This window comes from Bacillus sp. DE0042, from assembly GCF_007680225.1.
GTDB classification, from domain to species: domain Bacteria; phylum Bacillota; class Bacilli; order Bacillales; family Bacillaceae_G; genus Bacillus_A; species Bacillus_A wiedmannii.
In genome coordinates this window covers 19,019-40,081 of sequence record NZ_VEJP01000001.1, presented here as the reverse complement: position 1 = coordinate 40,081, position 21,063 = coordinate 19,019, and the positions used below count along the sequence as shown (strand labels likewise).

At 32.0% G+C, this 21,063-nt stretch carries 24 protein-coding genes and 3 pseudogenes; 8 read left to right on the top strand and 19 right to left on the bottom strand.

The genetic code is table 11. The features are described from left to right. Nucleotide 1: 1 nt before the first annotated feature. The gene (locus tag FS802_RS00220; protein WP_088107275.1) at nt 2-514 is read left to right on the top strand and encodes an NUDIX hydrolase; all 513 of its coding nucleotides are present in this window, start codon (nt 2-4) and stop codon (nt 512-514) included. Nucleotides 515-596: 82 nt separating this feature from the next. Further along, entirely contained in the window at nt 597-1,538 is a 942-nt protein-coding gene (locus tag FS802_RS00215; RefSeq protein WP_098653993.1) for a hypothetical protein, read from the top strand. Between the two features lie 60 nt (nt 1,539-1,598). Here FS802_RS00215 and FS802_RS00210 read toward each other — a convergent pair whose 3' ends face one another. Then, the gene (locus FS802_RS00210; protein ID WP_098653992.1) at nt 1,599-2,561 is read right to left on the bottom strand and encodes an MBL fold metallo-hydrolase; all 963 of its coding nucleotides are present in this window, start codon (nt 2,559-2,561) and stop codon (nt 1,599-1,601) included. A gap of 296 nt (nt 2,562-2,857) precedes the next feature. Between FS802_RS00210 and FS802_RS00205 the strand changes: the two are divergent. Then, nucleotides 2,858-3,450, top strand: a pseudogene (locus tag FS802_RS00205) (hypothetical protein). 152 nt (nt 3,451-3,602) lie between these two features. After that, complete coding sequence (locus FS802_RS00200; protein WP_098720424.1) at nt 3,603-3,998, top strand: RidA family protein; 396 nt, start codon at nt 3,603-3,605, stop codon at nt 3,996-3,998. A gap of 628 nt (nt 3,999-4,626) precedes the next feature. Here FS802_RS00200 and FS802_RS00195 read toward each other — a convergent pair. The 6 genes and pseudogenes from FS802_RS00195 to FS802_RS00170 all read right to left on the bottom strand — a co-directional run bounded on the left by FS802_RS00195 (nt 4,627) and on the right by FS802_RS00170 (nt 9,058). Continuing rightward, a complete protein-coding gene (locus FS802_RS00195) occupies nt 4,627-5,442 on the bottom strand; it encodes a YwqG family protein (RefSeq protein ID WP_098653990.1) in 816 nt (271 codons plus the stop codon). Nucleotides 5,443-5,520: 78 nt separating this feature from the next. Next, complete coding sequence (locus tag FS802_RS31365; RefSeq protein WP_001070912.1) at nt 5,521-5,928, bottom strand: DnaJ family domain-containing protein; 408 nt, start codon at nt 5,926-5,928, stop codon at nt 5,521-5,523. Between the two features lie 21 nt (nt 5,929-5,949). Next, nucleotides 5,950-7,109: pseudogene (locus FS802_RS31360) on the bottom strand (alpha/beta hydrolase). Between the two features lie 79 nt (nt 7,110-7,188). Further along, nucleotides 7,189-7,554, bottom strand: a complete 366-nt coding sequence (locus FS802_RS00180; RefSeq protein WP_000432668.1) for a hypothetical protein — start codon at nt 7,552-7,554, stop codon at nt 7,189-7,191. A 268-nt stretch (nt 7,555-7,822) separates the two neighbouring features. Next, nucleotides 7,823-8,194 (bottom strand): YxiJ-like family protein, encoded by a 372-nt coding sequence (locus FS802_RS00175; RefSeq protein WP_098653989.1) that lies wholly within the window; start codon nt 8,192-8,194, stop codon nt 7,823-7,825. Between the two features lie 12 nt (nt 8,195-8,206). Further along, nucleotides 8,207-9,058 carry a patatin-like phospholipase family protein gene (locus tag FS802_RS00170; RefSeq protein ID WP_098707561.1) on the bottom strand — a complete coding sequence of 284 codons (852 nt, stop codon included), beginning with the start codon at nt 9,056-9,058 and terminating at the stop codon, nt 8,207-8,209. 179 nt (nt 9,059-9,237) lie between these two features. On the opposite strand from FS802_RS00170, the gene FS802_RS00165 reads away from it, so the two are divergent. Next, nucleotides 9,238-9,615, top strand: coding sequence for a PH domain-containing protein (locus FS802_RS00165; RefSeq protein ID WP_000522465.1), 378 nt, complete (start codon nt 9,238-9,240; stop codon nt 9,613-9,615). Nucleotides 9,616-9,736: 121 nt separating this feature from the next. On the opposite strand, the pseudogene FS802_RS00160 reads toward FS802_RS00165, so the two are convergent. From FS802_RS00160 to FS802_RS00140, 5 genes and pseudogenes are all read right to left on the bottom strand, one after another. Next, a pseudogene (locus FS802_RS00160) lies at nt 9,737-10,211 on the bottom strand (GNAT family N-acetyltransferase); the annotation flags it as partial. Nucleotide 10,212: 1 nt separating this feature from the next. Beyond that, nucleotides 10,213-10,734 carry a YfiT family bacillithiol transferase gene (locus tag FS802_RS00155; protein WP_000999066.1) on the bottom strand — a complete coding sequence of 174 codons (522 nt, stop codon included), beginning with the start codon at nt 10,732-10,734 and terminating at the stop codon, nt 10,213-10,215. A gap of 16 nt (nt 10,735-10,750) precedes the next feature. Continuing rightward, a complete protein-coding gene (locus FS802_RS00150; RefSeq protein ID WP_000708345.1) occupies nt 10,751-11,278 on the bottom strand; it encodes a GNAT family N-acetyltransferase in 528 nt (175 codons plus the stop codon). A gap of 63 nt (nt 11,279-11,341) precedes the next feature. Continuing rightward, on the bottom strand, nt 11,342-12,664 hold the full coding sequence (locus tag FS802_RS00145) for an NAD(P)-binding protein (protein WP_000482020.1): 1,323 nt from the start codon (nt 12,662-12,664) through the stop codon (nt 11,342-11,344). A gap of 62 nt (nt 12,665-12,726) precedes the next feature. Beyond that, the gene (locus FS802_RS00140) at nt 12,727-13,506 is read right to left on the bottom strand and encodes an undecaprenyl-diphosphate phosphatase (RefSeq protein ID WP_001104283.1); all 780 of its coding nucleotides are present in this window, start codon (nt 13,504-13,506) and stop codon (nt 12,727-12,729) included. Between the two features lie 132 nt (nt 13,507-13,638). Between FS802_RS00140 and FS802_RS00135 the strand changes: the two genes are divergently transcribed. Then, the gene (locus tag FS802_RS00135; protein WP_000267714.1) at nt 13,639-13,845 is read left to right on the top strand and encodes a hypothetical protein; all 207 of its coding nucleotides are present in this window, start codon (nt 13,639-13,641) and stop codon (nt 13,843-13,845) included. 52 nt (nt 13,846-13,897) lie between these two features. Here the strand turns inward: FS802_RS00135 and FS802_RS00130 are convergent, their stop codons facing one another. From FS802_RS00130 to FS802_RS00115, 4 genes are all read right to left on the bottom strand, one after another. Next, the gene (locus FS802_RS00130) at nt 13,898-14,278 is read right to left on the bottom strand and encodes a nucleotide excision repair endonuclease (RefSeq protein ID WP_001048941.1); all 381 of its coding nucleotides are present in this window, start codon (nt 14,276-14,278) and stop codon (nt 13,898-13,900) included. 77 nt (nt 14,279-14,355) lie between these two features. Next, the gene (locus FS802_RS00125) at nt 14,356-14,919 is read right to left on the bottom strand and encodes a GNAT family N-acetyltransferase (protein ID WP_000282956.1); all 564 of its coding nucleotides are present in this window, start codon (nt 14,917-14,919) and stop codon (nt 14,356-14,358) included. Between the two features lie 39 nt (nt 14,920-14,958). Further along, complete coding sequence (locus tag FS802_RS00120) at nt 14,959-15,531, bottom strand: YybS family protein (protein ID WP_001015346.1); 573 nt, start codon at nt 15,529-15,531, stop codon at nt 14,959-14,961. Between the two features lie 74 nt (nt 15,532-15,605). Continuing rightward, nucleotides 15,606-17,036 (bottom strand): PQQ-dependent sugar dehydrogenase, encoded by a 1,431-nt coding sequence (locus FS802_RS00115; protein WP_098720426.1) that lies wholly within the window; start codon nt 17,034-17,036, stop codon nt 15,606-15,608. A gap of 201 nt (nt 17,037-17,237) precedes the next feature. Here FS802_RS00115 and FS802_RS00110 point away from each other — a divergent pair, with 201 nt between their 5' ends. Continuing rightward, complete coding sequence (locus FS802_RS00110; RefSeq protein WP_098720427.1) at nt 17,238-17,495, top strand: hypothetical protein; 258 nt, start codon at nt 17,238-17,240, stop codon at nt 17,493-17,495. Between the two features lie 48 nt (nt 17,496-17,543). Then, complete coding sequence (locus FS802_RS00105; RefSeq protein WP_098707563.1) at nt 17,544-17,993, top strand: NUDIX hydrolase; 450 nt, start codon at nt 17,544-17,546, stop codon at nt 17,991-17,993. 435 nt (nt 17,994-18,428) lie between these two features. On the opposite strand, the gene FS802_RS00100 is transcribed toward FS802_RS00105, so the two are convergent. The 3 genes from FS802_RS00100 to FS802_RS00090 form a co-directional block, all read right to left on the bottom strand. Then, nucleotides 18,429-18,617: a hypothetical protein gene (locus tag FS802_RS00100; RefSeq protein WP_000170114.1), complete on the bottom strand. Its 189-nt coding sequence runs from the start codon at nt 18,615-18,617 to the stop codon at nt 18,429-18,431. A gap of 177 nt (nt 18,618-18,794) precedes the next feature. Beyond that, nucleotides 18,795-19,463 (bottom strand): DNA alkylation repair protein, encoded by a 669-nt coding sequence (locus FS802_RS00095; protein ID WP_098653983.1) that lies wholly within the window; start codon nt 19,461-19,463, stop codon nt 18,795-18,797. A gap of 427 nt (nt 19,464-19,890) precedes the next feature. Further along, a complete protein-coding gene (locus tag FS802_RS00090; RefSeq protein WP_098654057.1) occupies nt 19,891-21,006 on the bottom strand; it encodes an NAD(P)/FAD-dependent oxidoreductase in 1,116 nt (371 codons plus the stop codon). Nucleotides 21,007-21,063 lie beyond the last annotated feature (57 nt).

Genomic DNA, 21,063 nt, shown 5'->3' with positions numbered 1-21,063 from the left:
TATGTACAAGCACACTTTATGTTTTATAAAGAAAAATGAAGAGATACTTATGTTAAATAGAGAATATGACCCTGTAAAAGGATTGTGGAATGGGGTAGGGGGAAAGATAGAAAAGGGAGAAACACCTTTAGAGAATGCGATTCGTGAAATTAAAGAAGAGACTAATATAGAAGTTAAACATGAACAAATTCAATTTAAAGGTATTATTAAATGGGAGGACTCTTCATATTCTGGCGGTATGTATGCTTATTTAATAGAGCTACATAATGAATTTACATATCACACTCCAAAAAAAGTATCAGAAGGAATTTTAGATTGGAAAGAGATTTCTTGGATTCTAAGTGACTATAATTACGGCGTAGGAGAGATGATACCTAAATTTTTACCTGATTTACTCCACAATGAATTAATATTAGAGCACAATTTTGTTTTATCTAATCATAAATTAATAGATTATAGGAATGAAGAATTGGCTAAGCAGGATAGTTCTATAGATAATATAGTTCAATTATAAAAAGCAGGAATTGTAATCTATAATACACAGCAAAATAATTAAAACTTAAATGATTCGAAGAGTAGCTAAGGAGAAAATTAATATGAGGATGAGTGTGATGAAGAAGAAAATAATTATTTTACTCATAGCTGTAGTTCTAATTACTTTTGCTTTTTATCAATACAACAAAAAAGATAGTGTAGTAAAAAATGATAAGTTGTATGTAGAATACTTTAAAGGTAAAAATGATTCAAACAAAATACAATCTGCTATTAATAAAGCAGAGGCTAGTACAATTAAAACAGTATTGCTTGAGGATAAGAAGTATAAAATTACGTCACCAATCGTAGTGAAAAAAGGTGTAAAATTATTATTCGGTTATGGAACACAGTTTGTTGTTGAAGGTAATTTTAGAGTTCTAGAATTAGAAAGAAATGCTTCTATCGAAGGAGCTTATATAGCTATAGACGATCCTAAATTTAATTCTGAAGTTATATATTTAGACGGCAAAAATAAGTATTATAACACTTGGCACAAAACACAAATAAAAGATATAAATATTATTAATTGGACAGAAACAAATAAAGGTACTGGAATTTCTTTGTATTCTGGTGGGAAAGAAAATGAAATTTCATTTATTAACTTTGAAAATATAAAAGTTGTAGGAATGGAAACTGGGCTGAAATTAGTAGCAAAGAAACCGCAATCTGGTTATGCTTGGATAAATGCCAACCGTTTTATGAACTTCTCACTTGAAGATTGTGTATATATGATTTATATGGATAGTAATGTAACTACACCAAATGAAATTAGTGGGAACCAATTTACAAATCTACAAATACAACCATCAAGTAAAACGAAAAATATAGTAAGAGTAAGTGGACAGCATAACGAGTTCAATGGAATGGTGTGGGATTTACAGAAAATCAATCACGAAAACGAACTCATTGAACTAACTGATAAAAGTATGAATACGGTTATTAATATTACCTCTGTACAAACAAATAGAGTTTTAGATAGCGGTAAAGCAAATATAGTGAAGTAAGTTTAAATACAGAAAAAGAGCGAATTCCTTAAAAAAGGGTTCGCTCTTTTTTATTTATAGTTAAAATTCCCTCCACCAAGCTGATGAAGGATAGTCTGTAGATTTTAACGTAATAGATTCACCCATTTGTGGCGTTGCAATATTAACTCCTAAACGCTTTGCTTCTTTTGTCACACGTTCAATAGGATCACTCCATTCATGTAATGCTAATGTAAAAGCACCCCAATGAATCGGAAGAAGTAGTTCTCCTTTAACGTCAATATGTGCTTGTACCGTCTCTTCTGGCAACATATGAATAGCAGACCACCTTGTATCGTATTGCCCACATTCCATTAAAGTAAGATCGAACGGACCGTACTTATCACCAATTTCCTTAAAGTGAGGAGCATAACCGCTATCACCACTAAAGAAAACTTTAGTTTCTTGACCAAGAATAAGCCATGAACACCATAACGAACAATCTCTATCTGTCATACTTCGTCCTGAGAAATGCCTTGCAGGTGCACAAACTAATTTTATATTATCAAACGCAATTTCGTCCCACCAATTATGCTCACTAATTTTACTAGGTGAAACGCCCCATTTCATTAAATATTGCGCAACTCCAGTTGGAACATAAAAATGTTTTGCACGATCTTTTAACTGCATAATACTCTTGTAATTCAAATGGTCATAGTGATTATGTGAAATGATAATCGCATCAATTTCTTGAAGCTCTTCACGTTCTAAAGAAAAAACACCACTATAACGTTTACTATTAAACAGAGGAAATGGGGAAGAGGCATCTCCAAACATCGGGTCTAATAACAATGTTTTACCTTCTATTTTTAAAAGAGAAGCAGAGTGCCCAAACCATGTCAGACTCTCTAAAGATTCATTATTTTTATTCGATAAAACAGTAGGTAAATTCTTTACAGGACGCAGCTTTGTTTTCATTTTAAAGTAATCCGTCATTAAACCTATAATATCTTTCGGTTTAAAACTTACATCAGTATGAATTTGATTTATATATTTCTTTTTCATTCGTTCTCCTTTTTACGTTTAACAATATACGTATGTTGTTATTGTAGCTAATTGTAGTTTAAACGAAATCATTTTACCTTTCATCTTTAATGCAGTACATTTCATAAATTTGTCAAATTCATTATTCTTATATATAAAATACAAATCATATAGCAGCAGATAAAACCAATATAAAGTAAATGTAAATTGTTTTAATTTAGTAAATTCCTTCTTATACGCAACGAAGAACATACGTTTCATTGTATGTTATAGAAGTAAATACGCCTTTAAATAATAAAAGGAAGGAGAATTAATAAATGCAGGCAAATAGAAAAAAGTACTCAAAATGTAAACTATCAAAATCTGAAATAACGCAGCTATATGCAGAAGGGAAGAGCACCTCAGAAATCGCTACACTTGCTAATGTTTCTGCTAGGTATATTCGTATGGTGTTAACAGACAATAACGTTCCAAGGCGCGCTATAGGGAGTTGGAAGAGAAAGTATGACATAACAGAAGATTATTTTAAAACGTGGTCAAATAACACAGCTTATATTTTAGGGTTTATAGCAGCAGATGGTATCATACAGAAAGAAAATCAATACAACTATTTTCAAATTGGATTTATAAAGACAAAGATATTTATTTGCATAGAAAATATGAAGTGTTTCAGAAAGAAAGTCTAAGTTTAGACCAAGTACCAGATCGAAAACTAAAACAAACTCAAACTGCCGTTAAACAAAGAAAACAAAATTTCCTTAAAGAATATGTGAAAAATAAATGCAATGCTACAACTTGTTCAAATTTAGAAATAAGCGAATCGACTTTTAAACGTTGGTTAAAAAATGATAATCAATTTAAAAGAGAGTATGAAGAGATTAATTGGACAAGTTCCACTAGCGATAACTAAATATAAAACTCTAGAAAACCTTAGTATAGGTATGAAGATAGCTATACTAAGGTTTTTAATTTGAAATCATTAAAGGATTCTTAGTTTTATTTATGGAACATAATAAATACATAGATTTTACAATTAATTTACTAAAAAAGGAGAGAGACACCATGCAAAAGAAATTTATCAATCCAGAAACGATGCCACCAACTTTTGGATACTCGCATGTAGTCGAAATTAGTAACGCAAAACGAACAATTTACATATCTGGGCAAGTAGCAATCAATACCTATGGTCAAATAGTTGGCGTTGGCAATTTAGCTATACAAACGCGACAAATATTCGAAAATATTAAAAGTGCATTAGAAACTTCAGAATTACAATTTAATGATGTAGTAAAATTAACATTTTTCTTAACAGATATTTCTCAAATGGCCATTGTTAGAGATATACGAGATCAATACATTGATACTAAAAATCCACCAGCCAGTTCAGCTGTAGAAGTTAGAAAGTTAATTAACGATAACTTATTAATCGAAATCGAAGCAATTGCTGTAGCAAACTAATTTTAAAAACTTATATATCTAGAGACGTTATCATTAACAACAACAAATCATTACATAATTGACCACACAGAATGAACCCCGTGCAAAGGGGAACCTAACAAGAATAAGCTAACATATAATAAGTTTATTACTTTTATCTAGTTAACATAATATATATTATAGGTAGTTGCAGAAACAAAGCAATCTCAGGTATCAAAAACCAAGTAAACTATACTTAATGAGACGAAACAGAGATTTTTAGTGAGATTCACATAAAATCGTACCTAAACGAATTTCTACAGTTTTTATCATTCTTTTTGTTATAAATCCATCACAGCAAATTCAAATCAATAATCCGTTAAGAATTATCGAATCAAAATCATTTTTGATTGGCAAGAAATTTTTATACAAAAAAATATTTCTATACAAAATATAAATTAGTAATATTATTTTATGTTTTACTTAATGAATTTATTGCTATTTGCACACGTTTTACAACTTTACATTATTTGTTGTTGTTTTTGTTATTTACGCTTGACTTTCATTACACTCATTGTTCTAGTTAACATAACGTTTATTTTTAACATAAAAAAATCTCCCTCACCTTTAGGAAGATTTTTTAGCTTGCTAGTATTTCATTTATATATTTTTAATAACAATCCCAATTGTAAATAACATTGGAAAAATCTAGATTTAATAAATCTTCTTTCTTTATAAAGAAATTAGCAACACCAGAATCTCCCCACATAATATTTAATGAATCATCTGTATCAATTTGCAACAATAACATGTCATGTTGCTGGTATTTTTCTTCCCATTCCCTTGGATCTGTCTGTGTGAAAAATGGATAACCACCAATTTTATGCCCTTGATCTTTACATAAATCATCATACAGTTCGCCTAATTCTGTATGATTTTCTTCATCAACAATTTCTTCCCAATCAATTTCCTCACTAAACATCTTTTCAAATCGATAATCCCTTGATGTTACGGGTTGATAACCCAATTCAAACTTTAATTTCGCTGCTTCAGGTATGATAAAGTCCTCTAATTCTGAAGTGTTTAAATAACTAAAATCAGTAATAACCTTATTTAAATCTTCTATAACTGTAGAATGATAAATAATTCGAAAGTCTTTTTGGATTGTTGGATGATCAAAATCTGCTCCATAAAGTTCATCTTCAGCACTTACGAAAAACTGTAACATTCCCTTTTGAGGCATATATTCAACATGCGGCATTTCTTCAAAGTTTAACTGCGCAAGTAACATCATAGGTTGTCCATTTGAATCTTTAGGATGCTCTTGATCTATAGGTAAATACGGATAACCACCAAACTTACTCTCAAAAAGCGTTGTCTCTGCTTTCGCTCCAGACACTTTAATATACGGCTTCACACTTTCTTCTAAAATACTACGATACTGCTCTAGTTCTTTCGGAATTTGAAGTTGATACGTATTCTTCATTACATTTGCCTCCCTTTAATAATGAATTGAAAATGCCTTACTTAATTATATAGCAAGAAATAGCTGCATTGAAAATCGTTAAATATCCGTTTTCATCCTCGTTTTTTGCGCACTTGGTGGACAAAGTAAATTATGTTCTAAAACTTTTTTATTAATAGTTCGAATTAAATCAGCTGCTTCTGCAGTATTTGTATTTTCTTTTAGTCTCTCTTTTAAATCATCAATTTCTTTTGAAAGCTCAATCCACCTAGGTAAAACATGATTATTCTTTAGCGTTCTATACAGTTGCTTTTCAGGATTGTAAGAAAGATCATTATCAAGATTAAGAGGCTTCCCTTTACCGGGTAAATTATCAAAAGACCCTTTCTTTTCTGCTTCTTTAACGATAGAACTAATATGGTCTTCATACGTAAAGGACCAAACTTTCTCATCTTTTACTAATATCTCTTGCTTTTTTAGTTTTTTATCTAGTTCTTCTTGATTCATAGACTCTCTCTCCTTTTTAATTTAGGGTGTCGTTTTTGTAAGTTTTAATGCTTTCAATCCATCAAACAACTTTTCTCGCCACCAAACACCGTCATGTCCGCCTTGAAACTCTTCATAAGTAATTTGGGTATCCTTTTTCTTTCAAAGGTTTATACAGGCGTCTATTAGCCGTTAAAAGAGGTTTGTTTTCAAGTTCTCCTGCTGCAATATAAAAATGAGGTTGAGTCGCATTTAAATCTATAGATGAAATTTGATTTTCATAACCATCCTTTTTCCAATGCACGGATCCAGACATTGACAACACGTTTCCGAAAACATGTGGATTTTGAAGCGCTGCATAAAAAGCTGCTAAGCCACCAAGACTGAAACCAGCAATTGTTGTATGATTCTTTTCTTGATATACGTGATACCTAGCTTTAATCCACGGAAGTAGTTCCTCCGTTAAAAATGTATTCATTATATCGTTATAAGTTAGCTCTTCTAGTTGATCAACAGAATCTATTGCAACAGCAATACAAGATGGGATTTCTTTTTCGTATATTAAATAATTAAGTGTTTTTGCGATTGAAAGGTTATTAATGAATGAATTCCCATCAAACACAATGAGAAGTTCTTGAAGGTGTGAAGTGTGAGAATAGTCATGAGGCGTATAAATATGAATTTTACGTGTGTTATTTAAAATCGTACTATGAAAAGAATATGTTTCAATTTTTCCGGATAGATAATGGTTTATACTGTACTTCCATCCCTATACTTAACACTGATGCTTTATTAGCGCCTTCTCCAAATGTATTTCCATTAAATCGGTCTAGTTGGTACTGTTCACTACGCTTTATCCAATCATTTTCGAAAAAATCGTTTATTGAAAAATAGTAAGTTGAAATAAAACTCTTATCCGTCCTAAACGTTTCATACCATATATCTGTCTGTAACAACCTTTTTAATTGATTTACAGACAGATCCCAACCAGGAAAACTACCGAATACATAAACATTTTCAGTTTTTTGGTCTCCTAACCATATAAACGTTATAAGTTTATACTTATTATCTACAGGACATTGTTCTATTAGTGGCGTATTATTCGACTTTATTTCATGTAAAAAAGTATAAAAAGCTGTCTCATTTCCATTCTTTAATTGATTATTAAGCTCCTCTAACTTAGGACTAATTATTGAAGTCACCCATCTTCCTCCTTTGTATTTCTTTTCACTAGATTGCTTTTATAAAAATTAGGATTAGGATGATATGTATTTAGATGAGTTATTTATTAGAAAGTTTATCAATTGCCTGAATAGAAAGTTCCAATGCTTTTATCCGTCTTGTTAAAAGTGTTCTTTGCGGACTACCAACTTTAGACTTATCATAAGCCCTCTCAATTGATGGAAGTAAACCAACAAGGACGTTACGAGCTTCTGCTAACTCTTCTTGACTATACTGGTGACTTTCTTGATTCCAAACGTTTTCTAGTACTGCTAACCCTACACAAACGGCTTTAAGTCGTTTTTTCACTAATGTAGTATTTGCACCTTTTTGAGTCATTTGTGATAGTGCATTTTCAAGTTTACGAATAGTCGATCGTAAAGATTTTATTGATTCTGATTTACCTATATTTGATACGTTTTCCATTTTACTGTTGTTCCTCCTGGCTTAACTTATTTAATACTGGATATAATAAGTACTTGATTTCACTCGAAATATTTTATCATAAAAAACTAACGATATTCGAGTTGGACAATCCATTATAGGAAAACAATCGCTAAATGCCTCTCCTCCCTTACTTCATTCTATAAGTACTTCTTTCTGCACATTAAAATTCCTATATAAGCAAGGTATAAATATTGTCTTTTTTATGAACAAAAAACGCACAAGCAGCATAACTTGTACGTTTTAATTTTTATTCAGTAAGATAATATAGTAATAGTTTTCGCGCTTTCTCATAATTCATGAAATCTCTATACAAAACGGGATACTTCACAATTTCTGTTTCTATAGAACGATATTGCGGAAACCATTCAAAAAACGATTTCCTTAACCACTTTATTTGCTGAAACGTAATGTTCTGTTCGTTTCCATTTAGTACAGAACTTAAAGTACCTGCTGTATGCATCCAATAATGATTAAAATCAGCATTTATACAGTCATCATCTGTAAATTTACTTTTTAAGTCTCGTTGCAATTTTCCTGTAGCACGATACGGAAACGGTTTATGCAGCGGACTATGCATTTTCTGCAATTCATTAAAAATAACCATTTTACCTAATAGCAACTTTCCACCCCTTTATTTCTCTATCCAACGTAATAAATTTTCATAATGATATTGAGCATCTGTATAGCCAAGATTATATAAATTGACAAGTTTTTCTTTATTTCTTTCTATTCCACTTATAGGAAGCTGTACGCTAGGCTGAATGACATAAAAGTTGTCTTTTTGTTCTATATGATTCATATAAGATATCGTCTCATTATAGAAACGATAATGTTCTACTAAAGACTCTGCAATATTCGGATATTTTCTATATAAAATTTTAGCCAATCCTGAAAATTTATTTCGCTGCTTCTCATATCCTTCTGGCTTTGTCATAATGACAACGTTCTTTTGATAACCATCAGTTTGTGCTTTTAGAACCGGTATAGGATCTATAATACCTCCATCTAACAATTTTCGATTATCATATTCTACAGCAGGTGCTATAAACGGGACAGAGCTTGATGCACGAATGATTTTTAAAATATCATTTCCATGTTCTATTTTATTGTAATAAACTGCTTTTCCCGAATCGCAATCAGTCGTTCCTATGACAAACTGTTCACTTGAGTTTAAGAAAGCTTGAAAATCAAATGGAACAACTTTATTAGGGACTTCATCAAATAAAAAGTCCATTCCGAATAATTCACGTTTTCGAATCAAATTTCGATAAGATATATATCGGTGATCTGACACTAGCTCTGTATTTACTTTTTTATTCCTCCCTTTTTGACGTGATAAATAAGTTGCGCCCATACATGCACCAGCGGATACGCCAACTACATACGGAAAGAATAAGTTCTTTTCCATAAAATATTCGAGTACTCCTGCAGTATATAGACCTTTCATTCCTCCACCCTCTAATACTAAACCTATATTTTTCATGCTATATCCCTCTGCTTCTTTTTTCTTACTTACATGTTAGCACAAGATTTTAAGATGAGGTTATATAAATGAATTGCAATAATAACCAGAAACTACTAAAGTAATGTCATAATTTCTTAGTAAATAGCATGGTACAATATAAGTAACACAATCCACAAATAACGGAGGAGGAATTTCCTATGGGTTTATTTAGCGGTATTTTAGGAAATGCATCAAATGCGAGTACTGAAAGTGTAGAACGTGATTTAGAGAAGATTATGTTAGACGATGAGAAAGTTGAACATGCTTATAAATTAATTCGTGATTTAATCGTATTTACAAATCGTCGTCTTATTTTAGTAGATAAACAAGGGATATCAGGTAAAAAAACAGAGTATCATTCTATTCCTTATAAAAGTATTACACAATTTAGCATTGAAACAGCTGGGCATTTTGATTTAGATGCTGAGCTTAAAATTTGGGTATCTAGTTTGAGTACGCCAATTACGAAGGAATTTAAAGGTGACGATAGTGTTTTAAGCATTCAAAAAGCGTTAGTAACATATACGACGAAATAACGCCTTTTCGTATATTTATTCATTATCAAAATTACTAACCCGAGTATTTTGGAAGAATATTCATTGTTTTTGTATATTTAATCTGAAATAACATAAAAAGGTAAAGCGTATTCCAAATGCTTTACCTTTCTTTTTTGTAATAAATAAGTGTAGTTTTATCATTTAATTTCTTTATTACTTCTGTTCTTTTATACCCCATTTTTTTCGTATAGAAAACAATTTCTTTCTTCTTCTAAAATCGTAGCAAGTTCAAAGCTCCGTGTTTCTGGAAACATCTCTTCAATTAAAATAAGTACCTTCTGAGCGATTCCTTTCCCTTGATAGATTGGATGAATGAACATTGGACTAATCCAAAGTTTATAAGGTCTTTCTTTTCGGGATATACATATCGCTCCAACAAGGTTCGAATCTATTATCATCTTATAAAAGTTACTGCCAGGATTATTTATCCTTAAAATAGTTTTTTCAATAGATTCATTTGCTGGATTTGTTTCATAGTCTTTATATTTATTTAATAAAGGGCTAAATGAGTCTATTTGCATTTGAAATAATACTGCTGCATCATTTTCTGTCGCCTTCTCTAATGTAATCTCCATGTTACCAATTTAGTCGCTTTCTTAATGAAGTTATATGCGCTGTATGATGACGTCCATGCCATGCATATAGTCCAATTGCAGCAGCAAGTTTTGTTTCACCAGTATCTGGATGGTTAAATGTCTTTTCTAGATCTTGTAGTTCTAGAGAATATAAAAGGTTAACCCATCTTTTATGTAACGAATCTAACATTACTAGTGAAACGTCTACTGGTAATTTAGAATCAGGTAGTTCGGCCCACTTCTCTTCTTTATATGGTTTAATAGTTGGATTCTTTTCTGTTAGTGCTAATTTAAAGCGTATGTAGCTATTCATATGGCTATCAACAACGTGATGAACTACTTGACGAACCGTCCATCCACCAACTCGATATGGTGTGTCTAACTGCTTCTGATCTAAATCTTTAATTGCTTTTGCTAGTTCATTAGGTAAATCTTCAATTTCTTGAATCCATGTATCAATCATTTCTTCAGTTATAGGACGTTTGTATGTAAATTGCCCAATTGGATAACGTAAATCATTCATGTATAAGTCCCCCTTATTATAAGCGCGAAGTATTTCTCCATATATAATGTACAAACTTCACATGTTCCCCGTTTAATTCTACAGAATTTGTATCTGCTTCGTCTTGATAAGAAGAAAACCCGCTTTTTTCTAATATAATTTGTGATGCGAGATTATTAGTAGTTGTTTTAGCATGAACTTCCGTGATTTCATTATTTTTCGCTATGTCTAAAACTAATTTTACAGCTGCTGTTGCAACCCCTTTTTTAGTAAACTTTTCTCCGACTCGATACCCTAATGAACTGCTTCGAGTTTCCGTATCTATATCTACTAAATTTATTCGTCCTACAATTTCTTTTTCTTCATTACGAATTAAATAAAAATAAGAATCTCCATCCGCTTGTTCTATTAATAAATCGTCTAGTAACTTTTGAAAATATTCAAAATCAAAATATTGAGAGCCACGATTTGGTACCATTGTTTCAAAAAAAGATTTATTCGTAAGTTCAAACGTAAATAAATCTTTAGCATCGTGTTTCATTAATTGTTCTATGTATATTTTCATCTCAACTACTCCTTCTATATCTACTAACTGTTATATATTCTTTTTTAATCAACTATTTTCCTTCTATTTCTTTCGCTTCAGTAATACAGCAAGTAGCACTTTCGGATGAAATAGGTGAAATGGATTACGAATTAAATTCATCACTCTTACTAATCGAATATAAACGTCAGAGTCAGTTGCAGATAGTTGATATATTTGTTTCGTATACCATAGCTGAAATTTTTGCTTTATCGTTAATTCTCTTTTTAGCTGAGGATGACGTGATATTTCCGTTGTAGTCATTTCCCAAGGGGTTTGTATGATATGAGCAGTCTCTTTATAAAACTGCTTTGTAAATGCTTTATCAAGCTTTTGTTTCCTTTGTAAAAGTAACTGCAATTGGTGAGCTTCCATAGCTGCAACTGAAACGCCTTGACCGAAAACAGGATCGAAACGACAATGTGCATCCCCAACTACTAACAATCTTTCGGGTAGATGATTCACTAAATCAAATCGCCTACGTACTTGATATGGAATTTTGTACGTTTTGATATTTGAAATTGCCTCAGCTTTATTTAGAAAATCTGTCACATTAGAAATTGATAGGTTTTCAGCAAAATTATAAAATTCATCATCTGTTTGTGGTGCTTTCTCATTTGCATATCCGCTGAAAGTAACAAAATAACGATTATCCTCAATCGTTTGAATAAGTACACCATACGGATTGTCAGGGAAGCTTGGAGACATTAGCATATTACAGCAGTCTAATTTCTCATTTTCTTTAAGTTTAAACATTCTAGTTGCGTAAAATAAATCAATACGTACTTTCTCTTCTTGCACTTCAATATTGTATTCACGTAACCAAGCTATACTTTTTGAACCAAATCCACTCGCATCAACAACAATCTCTGCTTGAATTTCTTCTTGCGTGCCCGTCTCTAAGCATTTAGCTTTTACTCCACATACTTTGTTAAGCTTTCCATCTACTAATAAACCATCAACTAATGTTCCAAATTTAGTGGTAACATTTGAAATATCATCAATTCGTTTTTGAATATGCCATTCAAGCAAAAACCTACTTTGTTGAATCATATGTACTTCTCCTATGAATGGTTGTTTCCATAAACCAAATTGATGCCATTTTAAGTCACGAGTAAAGTTATTTATGATACTACCCGCTTCAATTAATTCATTAGTGCTATTAGGAAACAATTCCTCAATCGCTTTTTCTCCACCTTTCAATAACACATGAGGATGATTACTTTGTGGAACTCTTTTTCTTGAAGACTTTCCATCCCAGCTTTCACCAGCTTCTATAATGATTACTTCTTTAAAAGTAGATGATAATGCTTTTGCTGCGAATTTCCCTGCTATACTTCCGCCAATAACGATAGCCTTATTAAACATATTTTCCCCCTTAATGAAAAAAGACCCTGCCTTGTATGAATGAAACAGTATCTGTTACTAAATTAAAACACATGAGTAAATTGCAACGTTAATATTAAAATACCTAATCCCCATACGTAATACGCGAATACTTTTAATGAGTGACGTTTTAAATATTGAATCATCCATGAAACGGCTATATAACCGAAAAACGCCGCTGATAACGTTCCAACAATTAAAGATGTACTAGAAATAGATTCTGCTTTCCCTTGATAAACATCTGCTAATTGCAAAATGATAGCGCCAACAATGGCTGGTGTTGATAATAAAAAAGAAAAGTAAGCAGCAGTTTCCCGGTCTAACTTCCTCCATAATGCAGCAACGATTGTCATACCAGAACGAGAAATTGCTGGAAAAATAGCAGCCGCTTGAAAGGAACCGATAATTAATGCATCTTTATATGTAATGTCATCCATTTTTTTACGACCATTTTTTTGTTTATCGGCCATATATAGAAATAAACCTGTCACTAAAAACTCCCAACCAATCGTAATACCTGTTTTTGAAATATCCTCAAAAAAGTCTTTGAATAACAATCCAATTACAACTGCGGGTATCGTCCCAACAATAAGTAGTAGCATTAGTTTTGAAAATGGATTTTTAATTAAATATATAAATTCTTTTTTGTAATAAATAAACACTGCAAGCAAAGTTCCAATGTGCAGCATCGTATCTAAAAACAATCCTGCTTCATCTAATTGAAACAAATGCCTTCCTAAATAAAGATGACCTGTACTACTTATCGGTAAAAACTCTGTTAAACCTTGTATGATCCCTAATATAAAAGCTTCTAACCAATTCATGATGGTCCCCTTTCTCATTTGCTTGTACCAATATATGAAGGTTGAATTTTCGATATGAAAAAAACTATATTTCTCTATGAATTTACTTTCATTTTATGGATATATATGTAAAAAGAAGTGAAGAGGGTTACTATGTGGCAACATACGAAATTCGGTAATGTATTACTGTGGGCAGGACCTATCCTTGTGTTTATAGGGTTATGTATGACAAATGTTATTTCTGATATTCCTTTCTTTGAGGGAAAGCATAAATCAATTGGCATTGTACTTATATGTATAGGTGTATGCTGTTTTGTTGTTGCTAATCATTTAAAAAAAGGAGAAAAATATGAGGATTAAATTTAAATAAAAAACAATCCCAGTATATGCGCTAGGATTGTTTTTTTGTTACTTATTTATAGAACACTTTATCAACGTTATATTTTGCTTTGTATTCATTAATGATATATGTTTCGTAAATTTCTCTTTCTGTTGGATCTTCTACGATACATGCATCAATGCGGTATACTTCATCACGGTGATTTTTAATTGGTGAAACATTGTCTTCAAAATGCTTTTTAATACGTTGTCTAATTTTACGAGCTTTACCTACGAAAAGAAGTTCGTCATTAATATTGTAAAACATAAAAATGCCGCCTTTATCTCTAGGGAACAAGTGGAAATCGATAAAACCGTTAATTGGAGTAATTATTGGCTCGTCTCCTTTAATAACTTGTTTACGTTCAGTAATTGAAACATCAGCTTCAGGAATATTAATTTTAATCAAGTTCATTCACGTCCTCTTTTATTATAAAGATAAATAATAGCATACATATGTAAGAAAAGCTACGTTCAGAGGCATATTTCATTTTATAATTCAAATATTATAGGAGTATCATGTAAACTCTTCTTCCAAATCATATGATCACTTGATTCTCCCCAATAATCCTTTAATACATAACTAGGCTCTCCAAACTTATTCGTCCATATACTTTGTGCTTTTTTGTATCCACTGTCTAAACAGTATTCAGTTATTCCTCTGCTAAGTAACGTAATATACATTGCATTAAGTAATAACTTGCCTATGCCATTTCGTTGATATTCAGGTAGTACAAATACTGTTCCTATTTCATATAAATCTTTAAATACACCACCTGTACAACTATTAATCAATGTACTCGCTGGACCGATTTCAATTGTTCCAATGATTTTATCGTTACTTGTATCAACTGCTAATAAAAAGTAACGATTTTCTCCGTTACTCTCCAAATCATTTTTCAAATACTGTTTTTTCGTTTTAATTTCATTTTCTAAGTCATCTAATAACTGTGATAACCCTTCATTTTTAAATGTATCAGTAATAACAAGACGAAAAAACATATTTAGTTCATCTAAATCATCCGAATTTGGCCTTCTAACTTTAACGTTATACACGACTTAAATCTCCAATCTTTAAAAATATATGAGAAATTGTTAAGACCATACTTTATATACTCTATTCAACATTATTCTACAAATGCCTGCATAGATCCAGCAGTATAGAAAGCTCAGAATAAATATTGATAGAATAATTTTTATATCCAAAGTTGTATGAACAGTAGGACCTAATACAGGAAATCGAAAGATATCAAGAACGACCATAATTCCTATAAGTAAACATATCGCCGAAAAGGAAACAATCCAAATCCTTCTCTTGAATTGTATAAAGGATACTCCTAACACTATACCTAATAAACCTGTAGTAAAAGGAAAGACAATTAGTTCGCTTGGCTCAATAATAAATAATAGGAGAATAGTAAGAATGTAAGAAAGTATTCCCGTGCGAGTAGAATAACAAATAGCGAAAAATATAGGCAGCGTCGCAAAAGGACTAATAAATAAGCCGATACCAGGGATTAAGTTCCCGGCAGATTGAAAAATAGCAGCAAGTGAACCGAGTAACGCTGTAATGACTAACCTCTTTGCTGGCGTCCTCTTTCTTTTATGAACAAAATTCGCATCATGCGCGATCATCAGTTGATACCAATAGTTGCTAAAGTGATTCATCAAAATCCCCCTAAAGATATCTAATTATGCAATGGACGATTATATAATGAATGATTCTGAGAGTGTGTATCATATTAAGGAACGATTTCAAAAATAGTACCTTTGTTAAAGTCAGTTACTTTCATAGAACCGTAAACTCCTAAATATAATCTAGTCTGATCTAAATTTGTTCCTAAACTCATATAATAAGCTGCCTGCTCACCGAAATCATAATGGGTTTCAATAACATGAAAGTCAGTATGTTTACCATGCGTACCAGCTCTAGAATATGCTAACGCACCTTTTACTAAAGACTGCGTTTTTTCTTTCTTAGCAAGATCAGTAAACATGATACTACCCGTTAAACTAGGGATTGCAGTTCCCATATACGGTTGAACTCCAGTAAGTGAAGTTCCGTCAAATTTATCTGGTCTGGAATCTTTATGATAATAACTAATGAGAGGCTGTATACGCTGCACTGATGTTTCTATAGTTTCATTATAATAAGCCATTATTCTCTCATCTAAAGTTGGATTCTCAGAACAGTGCCTTATAAAAGAAGTAGGTAATTCTCCTTCCCACCCTCTCCAGCCAAAATTAATAAATCCATATTGATCAGGAGTATCTCTCATTAAATGGGTTTGAACGATTTCGGTAACTGGTATTGGTTTATATAGAACAAAAGAAAAAATAGACTCTACAATATCTTGTCCGACGTTTCCGGCATATTTGATATATTGATTATACAATCTTTGAAATGAAATACCTGTTATATTACGTATGCCTTTTGCAATTACTGTAAGAGTTTCTTGAATAGATAGAGGAAGTTCATTAAAACGTGTAACTACTGGAGGATTGTTTATGAATGTATTTTTACTTACATCAATTTCAATTATTTTACCCGCTACTTCTAAATCATCCTGGCTTAAATTAAATGGATCATAGCCCGAACCGCCATCTCCATTAGTAAAAATAAGTTTTCCAGTCTCAGGTGAAAAGTTTAAGCTATTTACGCCGTTATGATTAAAAAATGGTCTTCTTATATTAAGTAAAGTTCTTCGTTTTTGAGGTTTACCATTTGATTGTAAAATCCATTCTTCAACTGTATCAATATGATCATATTGAGTATCTCTATTTGTCCACTTTAAATTTAAAGTTTTCGGGTCACAAGGATTCGGTTTAAATTGTTCTGAAAGCGCACCTGGTCCTTGAGTGCCGGCTACTGAATAATGAAGATAAAATAAGCCGTTATGATTAAATTGCGGATGAAACGCCAGTCCGAGCAACCCGCGTTCATCATAACCGCTACTAGAAACACCTTCTTCAAATGTGCCTAATTTAATAATTCGGTGACGAATATTTAAAAATGTCTTTATATCTCCGTCTCCTATGTAAAAAACCTCTCCTAATTGGGTTGCGATAAATAGTCTTTCGGTCGATTCACCTGGAAGTATAGTTGTTTTTATTACAGTTGGTAAATTTATGTTATGAACGATGGGCCGTAAACGAACCTTAACGTTTGTCAATTAACTTTACACCCCTTTTATTCTTTTTAATAGAAGAATATGATTAGAGTAGTTCAATTAGTATCAAAACTATAGATGTGAAGTCGTAATATCTCTGCTCGTACAAGTCTGTTTTCTGCTTAGCATCAATTAACTTATATTCCTTTTTGTTACATTTATTGGTATAATATAAGTAGAAAATATAAATTAGGGGGACAATCCATGGCAATCTTACTACAAATCATCGTACCACTTATATATGCAATATACTTATTTACCCTCTATCGTAATAGTACTATTGGAAAAGCCACTTTTCTCTTAGCAGTCATAATAGGCATTTTCGGTATAGAAAATATTTTTCAATATGCTAGTTTAACAGATCATGTTGTTTATCCATATTGGGGGAGTTTGAAGGCCGTAATCTTTATTTTATCAGTTGTGTTTTTATTCAAAAGAACACCCACTCCATATAATAATTAACAATTATTCATGTTTATTTAAAGCTTATCTTCGGGAAGAGGTTATGCAATGAGAGCGCCATATCAAGTATTAATATTTCCTTATATAATAACTGATGATTCTATTCAATATGCTATTTTTAACCGAAGTGATTATGGTTATTGGCAAGGAATAGCTGGTGGTGGAGAAGATGGTGAGACTCCAATTGAATCAGCAAAACGGGAATCATTTGAAGAGGCTGGTATTTTAAGAGAATATCCCTATATAAAATTAGATTCTGTGTCTTCACTACCTGTAGAGGACGTAGTTGGGGAGTTTCTTTGGGGAGAAGATGTTTATGTAATAAAAGAGTTTTCTTTTGGAGTTAAAGTTCCTACAAAAAATATTTCATTATCCAAAGAACACTTCAATTATAAATGGTTATGCTTTGAAGAAGCAGTAATGCTGTTGAAATGGGATAGTAACAAAACAGCGTTGTGGGAATTAAACAAGAGGTTATTAAAACAATTACAGTATTAGCTAACAAAGCCGTTAGTTAAATAAGAATTAAACACCTTCAAAAACTTTGCTACACTTCATATGCAGCAAGGTTTTTAATTTTTCTAATTCCCAATTAGGTGTAAGTATAGAAAAAAATATGAGACATACTAAATAACTAACTATAAATTTTTTTCATTTTCATCTCCCCTATAATTCATGATGCTATCTACATTGTATGACAGTTGCCCTTACCCTAATATAGATAAAATGTAATACGTATATCATATTCATATGAGGTTAACATAACACATCATTAGCGGACATTGTTTATGTATAAAAATCATCTTACCAGTATTTTGCGAAAACAATATTCTATTTCGCTATTTTCATATAGAATATTGTTATCTGATCAAACTATAAAGAGACTGATATAGTCAGTTGTTTAAAATTTAGTTGTTTCACAGTTTCTTTGTATTATGAAACAAACTCACATTTCAAGGTATTTCGATTTACTATAATATATTTCCCTGTTGATTTATTTATTACTTGAGACACTTCCTTGGTATGTGTTACCTCAAACCAATCATTTTGTATATCCACCAATAATTTTATTTCCACATCACTTTTCCCGTATTTTAAACCACTATAAGATACTTTCGTCATTGTGATCGTCCCTTTCTTAATGATTAATATGTGTCATTCAATCTCTTTTTATATTACTCATTTCTATAATACTATACATTATTGAGATGCATAGTATTATAGAAATAATACAATTATCGAGGCATTAAAATCCTTTATTTTTTTGCATTAAACCCTAATAAATTATTCAAAGGTAACTTAATCATTATGTCGTTTGTTAACTTCAATCGTAATGAAATCCGGCAAATAGCTGGGAGTACATCCTTTTGCTACTATTACATCTTTGTAAAGACCTGTTTTCTCACCAAGTTTAATACAACGTGCACGATTCTTTTCATCATAAACGCCTATCCAGCCTGCGGTGAAGTTCATAGCCCATTGAACTTCCGGTTCTTCCTGCGTAATATTAGCTTCTAATGCAGATAGCAAGTCTGCGGTGTTATCAGGCGGTGTTTGTCCAGTCCATCTCAATCGCCCTTGATAATACCAAAAAGCTCGCCTTTGAAGAGCAGAAGGACTATTTTCCCATGACTCCATCAATGCAATTTTCTGCTTGTCTTTGGTGAGCTGATTAGCCATTAACCAATCCATTAAGTTATTTCGCTCATCAAAAGTGTGAGTCTGCATATCCTTATCAAGCTTATTTAGCACATCTTGTGAAAGAAGTTTTTTGTCCATAATTAAGATTGCTAATAGCCTAGGCAAAAACTCTTCGGTTGACCAAAGTTCCATAGCTAGTTCGTGATCTTTTTTAATGTCCTTCGCGATTTTTCGTAAGTTGCCTAGCTTAGTTTTACTATTGATCTGAGATAGAATGTTTTCTGCTTTTGAAGAGCGTTTTATTTCTGTATCTTTTTTTTCATTCATTTTATACAACTCCTTTATTAAAACACTGTTTCATTATAAGTCTTATTGCAAACGTTTTTCCATTTTTCGGGAAAATCGTCTCCTTAATTTGATGGCGATGTATGGTGACCCCTAATAATTAATAAAAAGCTGATTTTATATATGGAAATAAATATAAGTCTATGACCTATTTTTACACGTATCTCGGCTGTACCCCAATTATATTATCTCGCCCACTTTTTCATCTAAATATTTCAAAGACTCTTCCATTTTATCTTTTTTATATAAATTTCGCGATTAAAATCAATTGTCTTCAATTAACATAACCATCTTATCTGTAGTCAACGATGCATAATTTTTTTATGGGAGTAATTAAAAATATTAGCTTGATGGGTATATCGTGCTACCCCAAATAAAAAAGATTAGGAGCGAATCCTAATCTTTTTTATTATTCAATTGCACCCGCAACGTCATAATCGTTTAAATCTAATTCAATTGTTTGTCCGAGTGCTAGTTTAGCTAACTCTGACCCTAAATATGGACCGGCAGTTAAACCTGAAGCACCTAATCCGTTCGCAATGAGAATACCTTCAAAGTTAGGCAGTGGCCCAATAACAGGTAAGAATCCTGGTGTAAATGGTCTAAATCCAACTCTCGTTTCAAGCATAGTACCATCTTCTAAACCAGGCGCAACTGTTAATGCTTTATGAAATACTTCATGTAAACCACCTGCTGTTACTCGATGATCGAAGCCAGTTTCGTTTTCATGGGTAGCTCCAATTACGACATGACCATTGTCAAATGTTAAAATGTATTGATCGTTTGGCGGCATAACAACTGGCATATTTTCTGTTGCTGTATTTTCAATTTGTAAATGAACAATTTGTCCTTTTTGGAATGTAACTAAGAAATTAATTCCTAATGGATTCAAGATTTCATTCGCCCATGCGCCTGCAGTTACAATTACCTTTTCTGCTACAATTGTTTCGTCGTTTACTGTAACTCCAATAATACGATTCCCTTCACGAACTAATACAGCATCTCCTTTTATAAAAGTAGCACCATGTTTTTTCGCAGCACTTATTAATGCGTTACGTAATGATCTTCCATTTACTCGTGCAGCGCCACTAATATGAACAGAACTGTATTCTTCTGATAATGCTGGGAATAATCTTTTCGTTTCTTCAGCTGATAAACGTGTAATTTCTCCAATCTCTGGTGCATCTTCACGTCGTTTATAAGCGCGTTCTTCCATTTGATCTAGTTTTTTTTCGTCAGTATGTAAACTAATTGCACCTACACGGTTGTAACCTGTATCCGTTTCACCGTCTTCTTCTAATTGTTGGATTAACGAAGAATAGTAACGTGCACCGCCTTTAACGATTTTATACCATGCTTTATTACGACGCTGTGAAAGCCAAGGACATACAATACCAGCCGCTGCATCAGTTGCTTGACCTAATTGTTGGCGATCCACGATAGTAACGTTCGCACCTGCTTTAGCAAGATGATAAGCAGTAGACGCTCCTAAAATCCCAGCTCCAACTACAATATACGATTTCATTTCAAACACCTTTTCTCTTTTGCTAATTATTTAAATATATGAACATAATTTAGTATA

Bases quoted from the DNA above. Each gene is read 5' to 3' on its own strand.
- FS802_RS00220 (WP_088107275.1), top strand. From the start codon at position 2: ATGTACAAGCACACTTTATGTTTTATAAAGAAAAATGAAGAGATACTT.
- FS802_RS00215 (WP_098653993.1), top strand. From the start codon at position 597: ATGAGGATGAGTGTGATGAAGAAGAAAATAATTATTTTACTCATAGCT.
- FS802_RS00210 (WP_098653992.1), bottom strand. From the start codon at position 2,561: ATGAAAAAGAAATATATAAATCAAATTCATACTGATGTAAGTTTTAAA.
- FS802_RS00200 (WP_098720424.1), top strand. From the start codon at position 3,603: ATGCAAAAGAAATTTATCAATCCAGAAACGATGCCACCAACTTTTGGA.
- FS802_RS00195 (WP_098653990.1), bottom strand. From the start codon at position 5,442: ATGAAGAATACGTATCAACTTCAAATTCCGAAAGAACTAGAGCAGTAT.
- FS802_RS31365 (WP_001070912.1), bottom strand. From the start codon at position 5,928: ATGAATCAAGAAGAACTAGATAAAAAACTAAAAAAGCAAGAGATATTA.
- FS802_RS00180 (WP_000432668.1), bottom strand. From the start codon at position 7,554: ATGGAAAACGTATCAAATATAGGTAAATCAGAATCAATAAAATCTTTA.
- FS802_RS00170 (WP_098707561.1), bottom strand. From the start codon at position 9,058: ATGAAAAATATAGGTTTAGTATTAGAGGGTGGAGGAATGAAAGGTCTA.
- FS802_RS00165 (WP_000522465.1), top strand. From the start codon at position 9,238: ATGGGTTTATTTAGCGGTATTTTAGGAAATGCATCAAATGCGAGTACT.
- FS802_RS00155 (WP_000999066.1), bottom strand. From the start codon at position 10,734: ATGAATGATTTACGTTATCCAATTGGGCAATTTACATACAAACGTCCT.
- FS802_RS00150 (WP_000708345.1), bottom strand. From the start codon at position 11,278: ATGAAAATATACATAGAACAATTAATGAAACACGATGCTAAAGATTTA.
- FS802_RS00145 (WP_000482020.1), bottom strand. From the start codon at position 12,664: ATGTTTAATAAGGCTATCGTTATTGGCGGAAGTATAGCAGGGAAATTC.
- FS802_RS00140 (WP_001104283.1), bottom strand. From the start codon at position 13,506: ATGAATTGGTTAGAAGCTTTTATATTAGGGATCATACAAGGTTTAACA.
- FS802_RS00135 (WP_000267714.1), top strand. From the start codon at position 13,639: ATGTGGCAACATACGAAATTCGGTAATGTATTACTGTGGGCAGGACCT.
- FS802_RS00130 (WP_001048941.1), bottom strand. From the start codon at position 14,278: ATGAACTTGATTAAAATTAATATTCCTGAAGCTGATGTTTCAATTACT.
- FS802_RS00120 (WP_001015346.1), bottom strand. From the start codon at position 15,531: ATGAATCACTTTAGCAACTATTGGTATCAACTGATGATCGCGCATGAT.
- FS802_RS00110 (WP_098720427.1), top strand. From the start codon at position 17,238: ATGGCAATCTTACTACAAATCATCGTACCACTTATATATGCAATATAC.
- FS802_RS00105 (WP_098707563.1), top strand. From the start codon at position 17,544: ATGAGAGCGCCATATCAAGTATTAATATTTCCTTATATAATAACTGAT.
- FS802_RS00100 (WP_000170114.1), bottom strand. From the start codon at position 18,617: ATGACGAAAGTATCTTATAGTGGTTTAAAATACGGGAAAAGTGATGTG.
- FS802_RS00095 (WP_098653983.1), bottom strand. From the start codon at position 19,463: ATGAATGAAAAAAAAGATACAGAAATAAAACGCTCTTCAAAAGCAGAA.
- FS802_RS00090 (WP_098654057.1), bottom strand. From the start codon at position 21,006: ATGAAATCGTATATTGTAGTTGGAGCTGGGATTTTAGGAGCGTCTACT.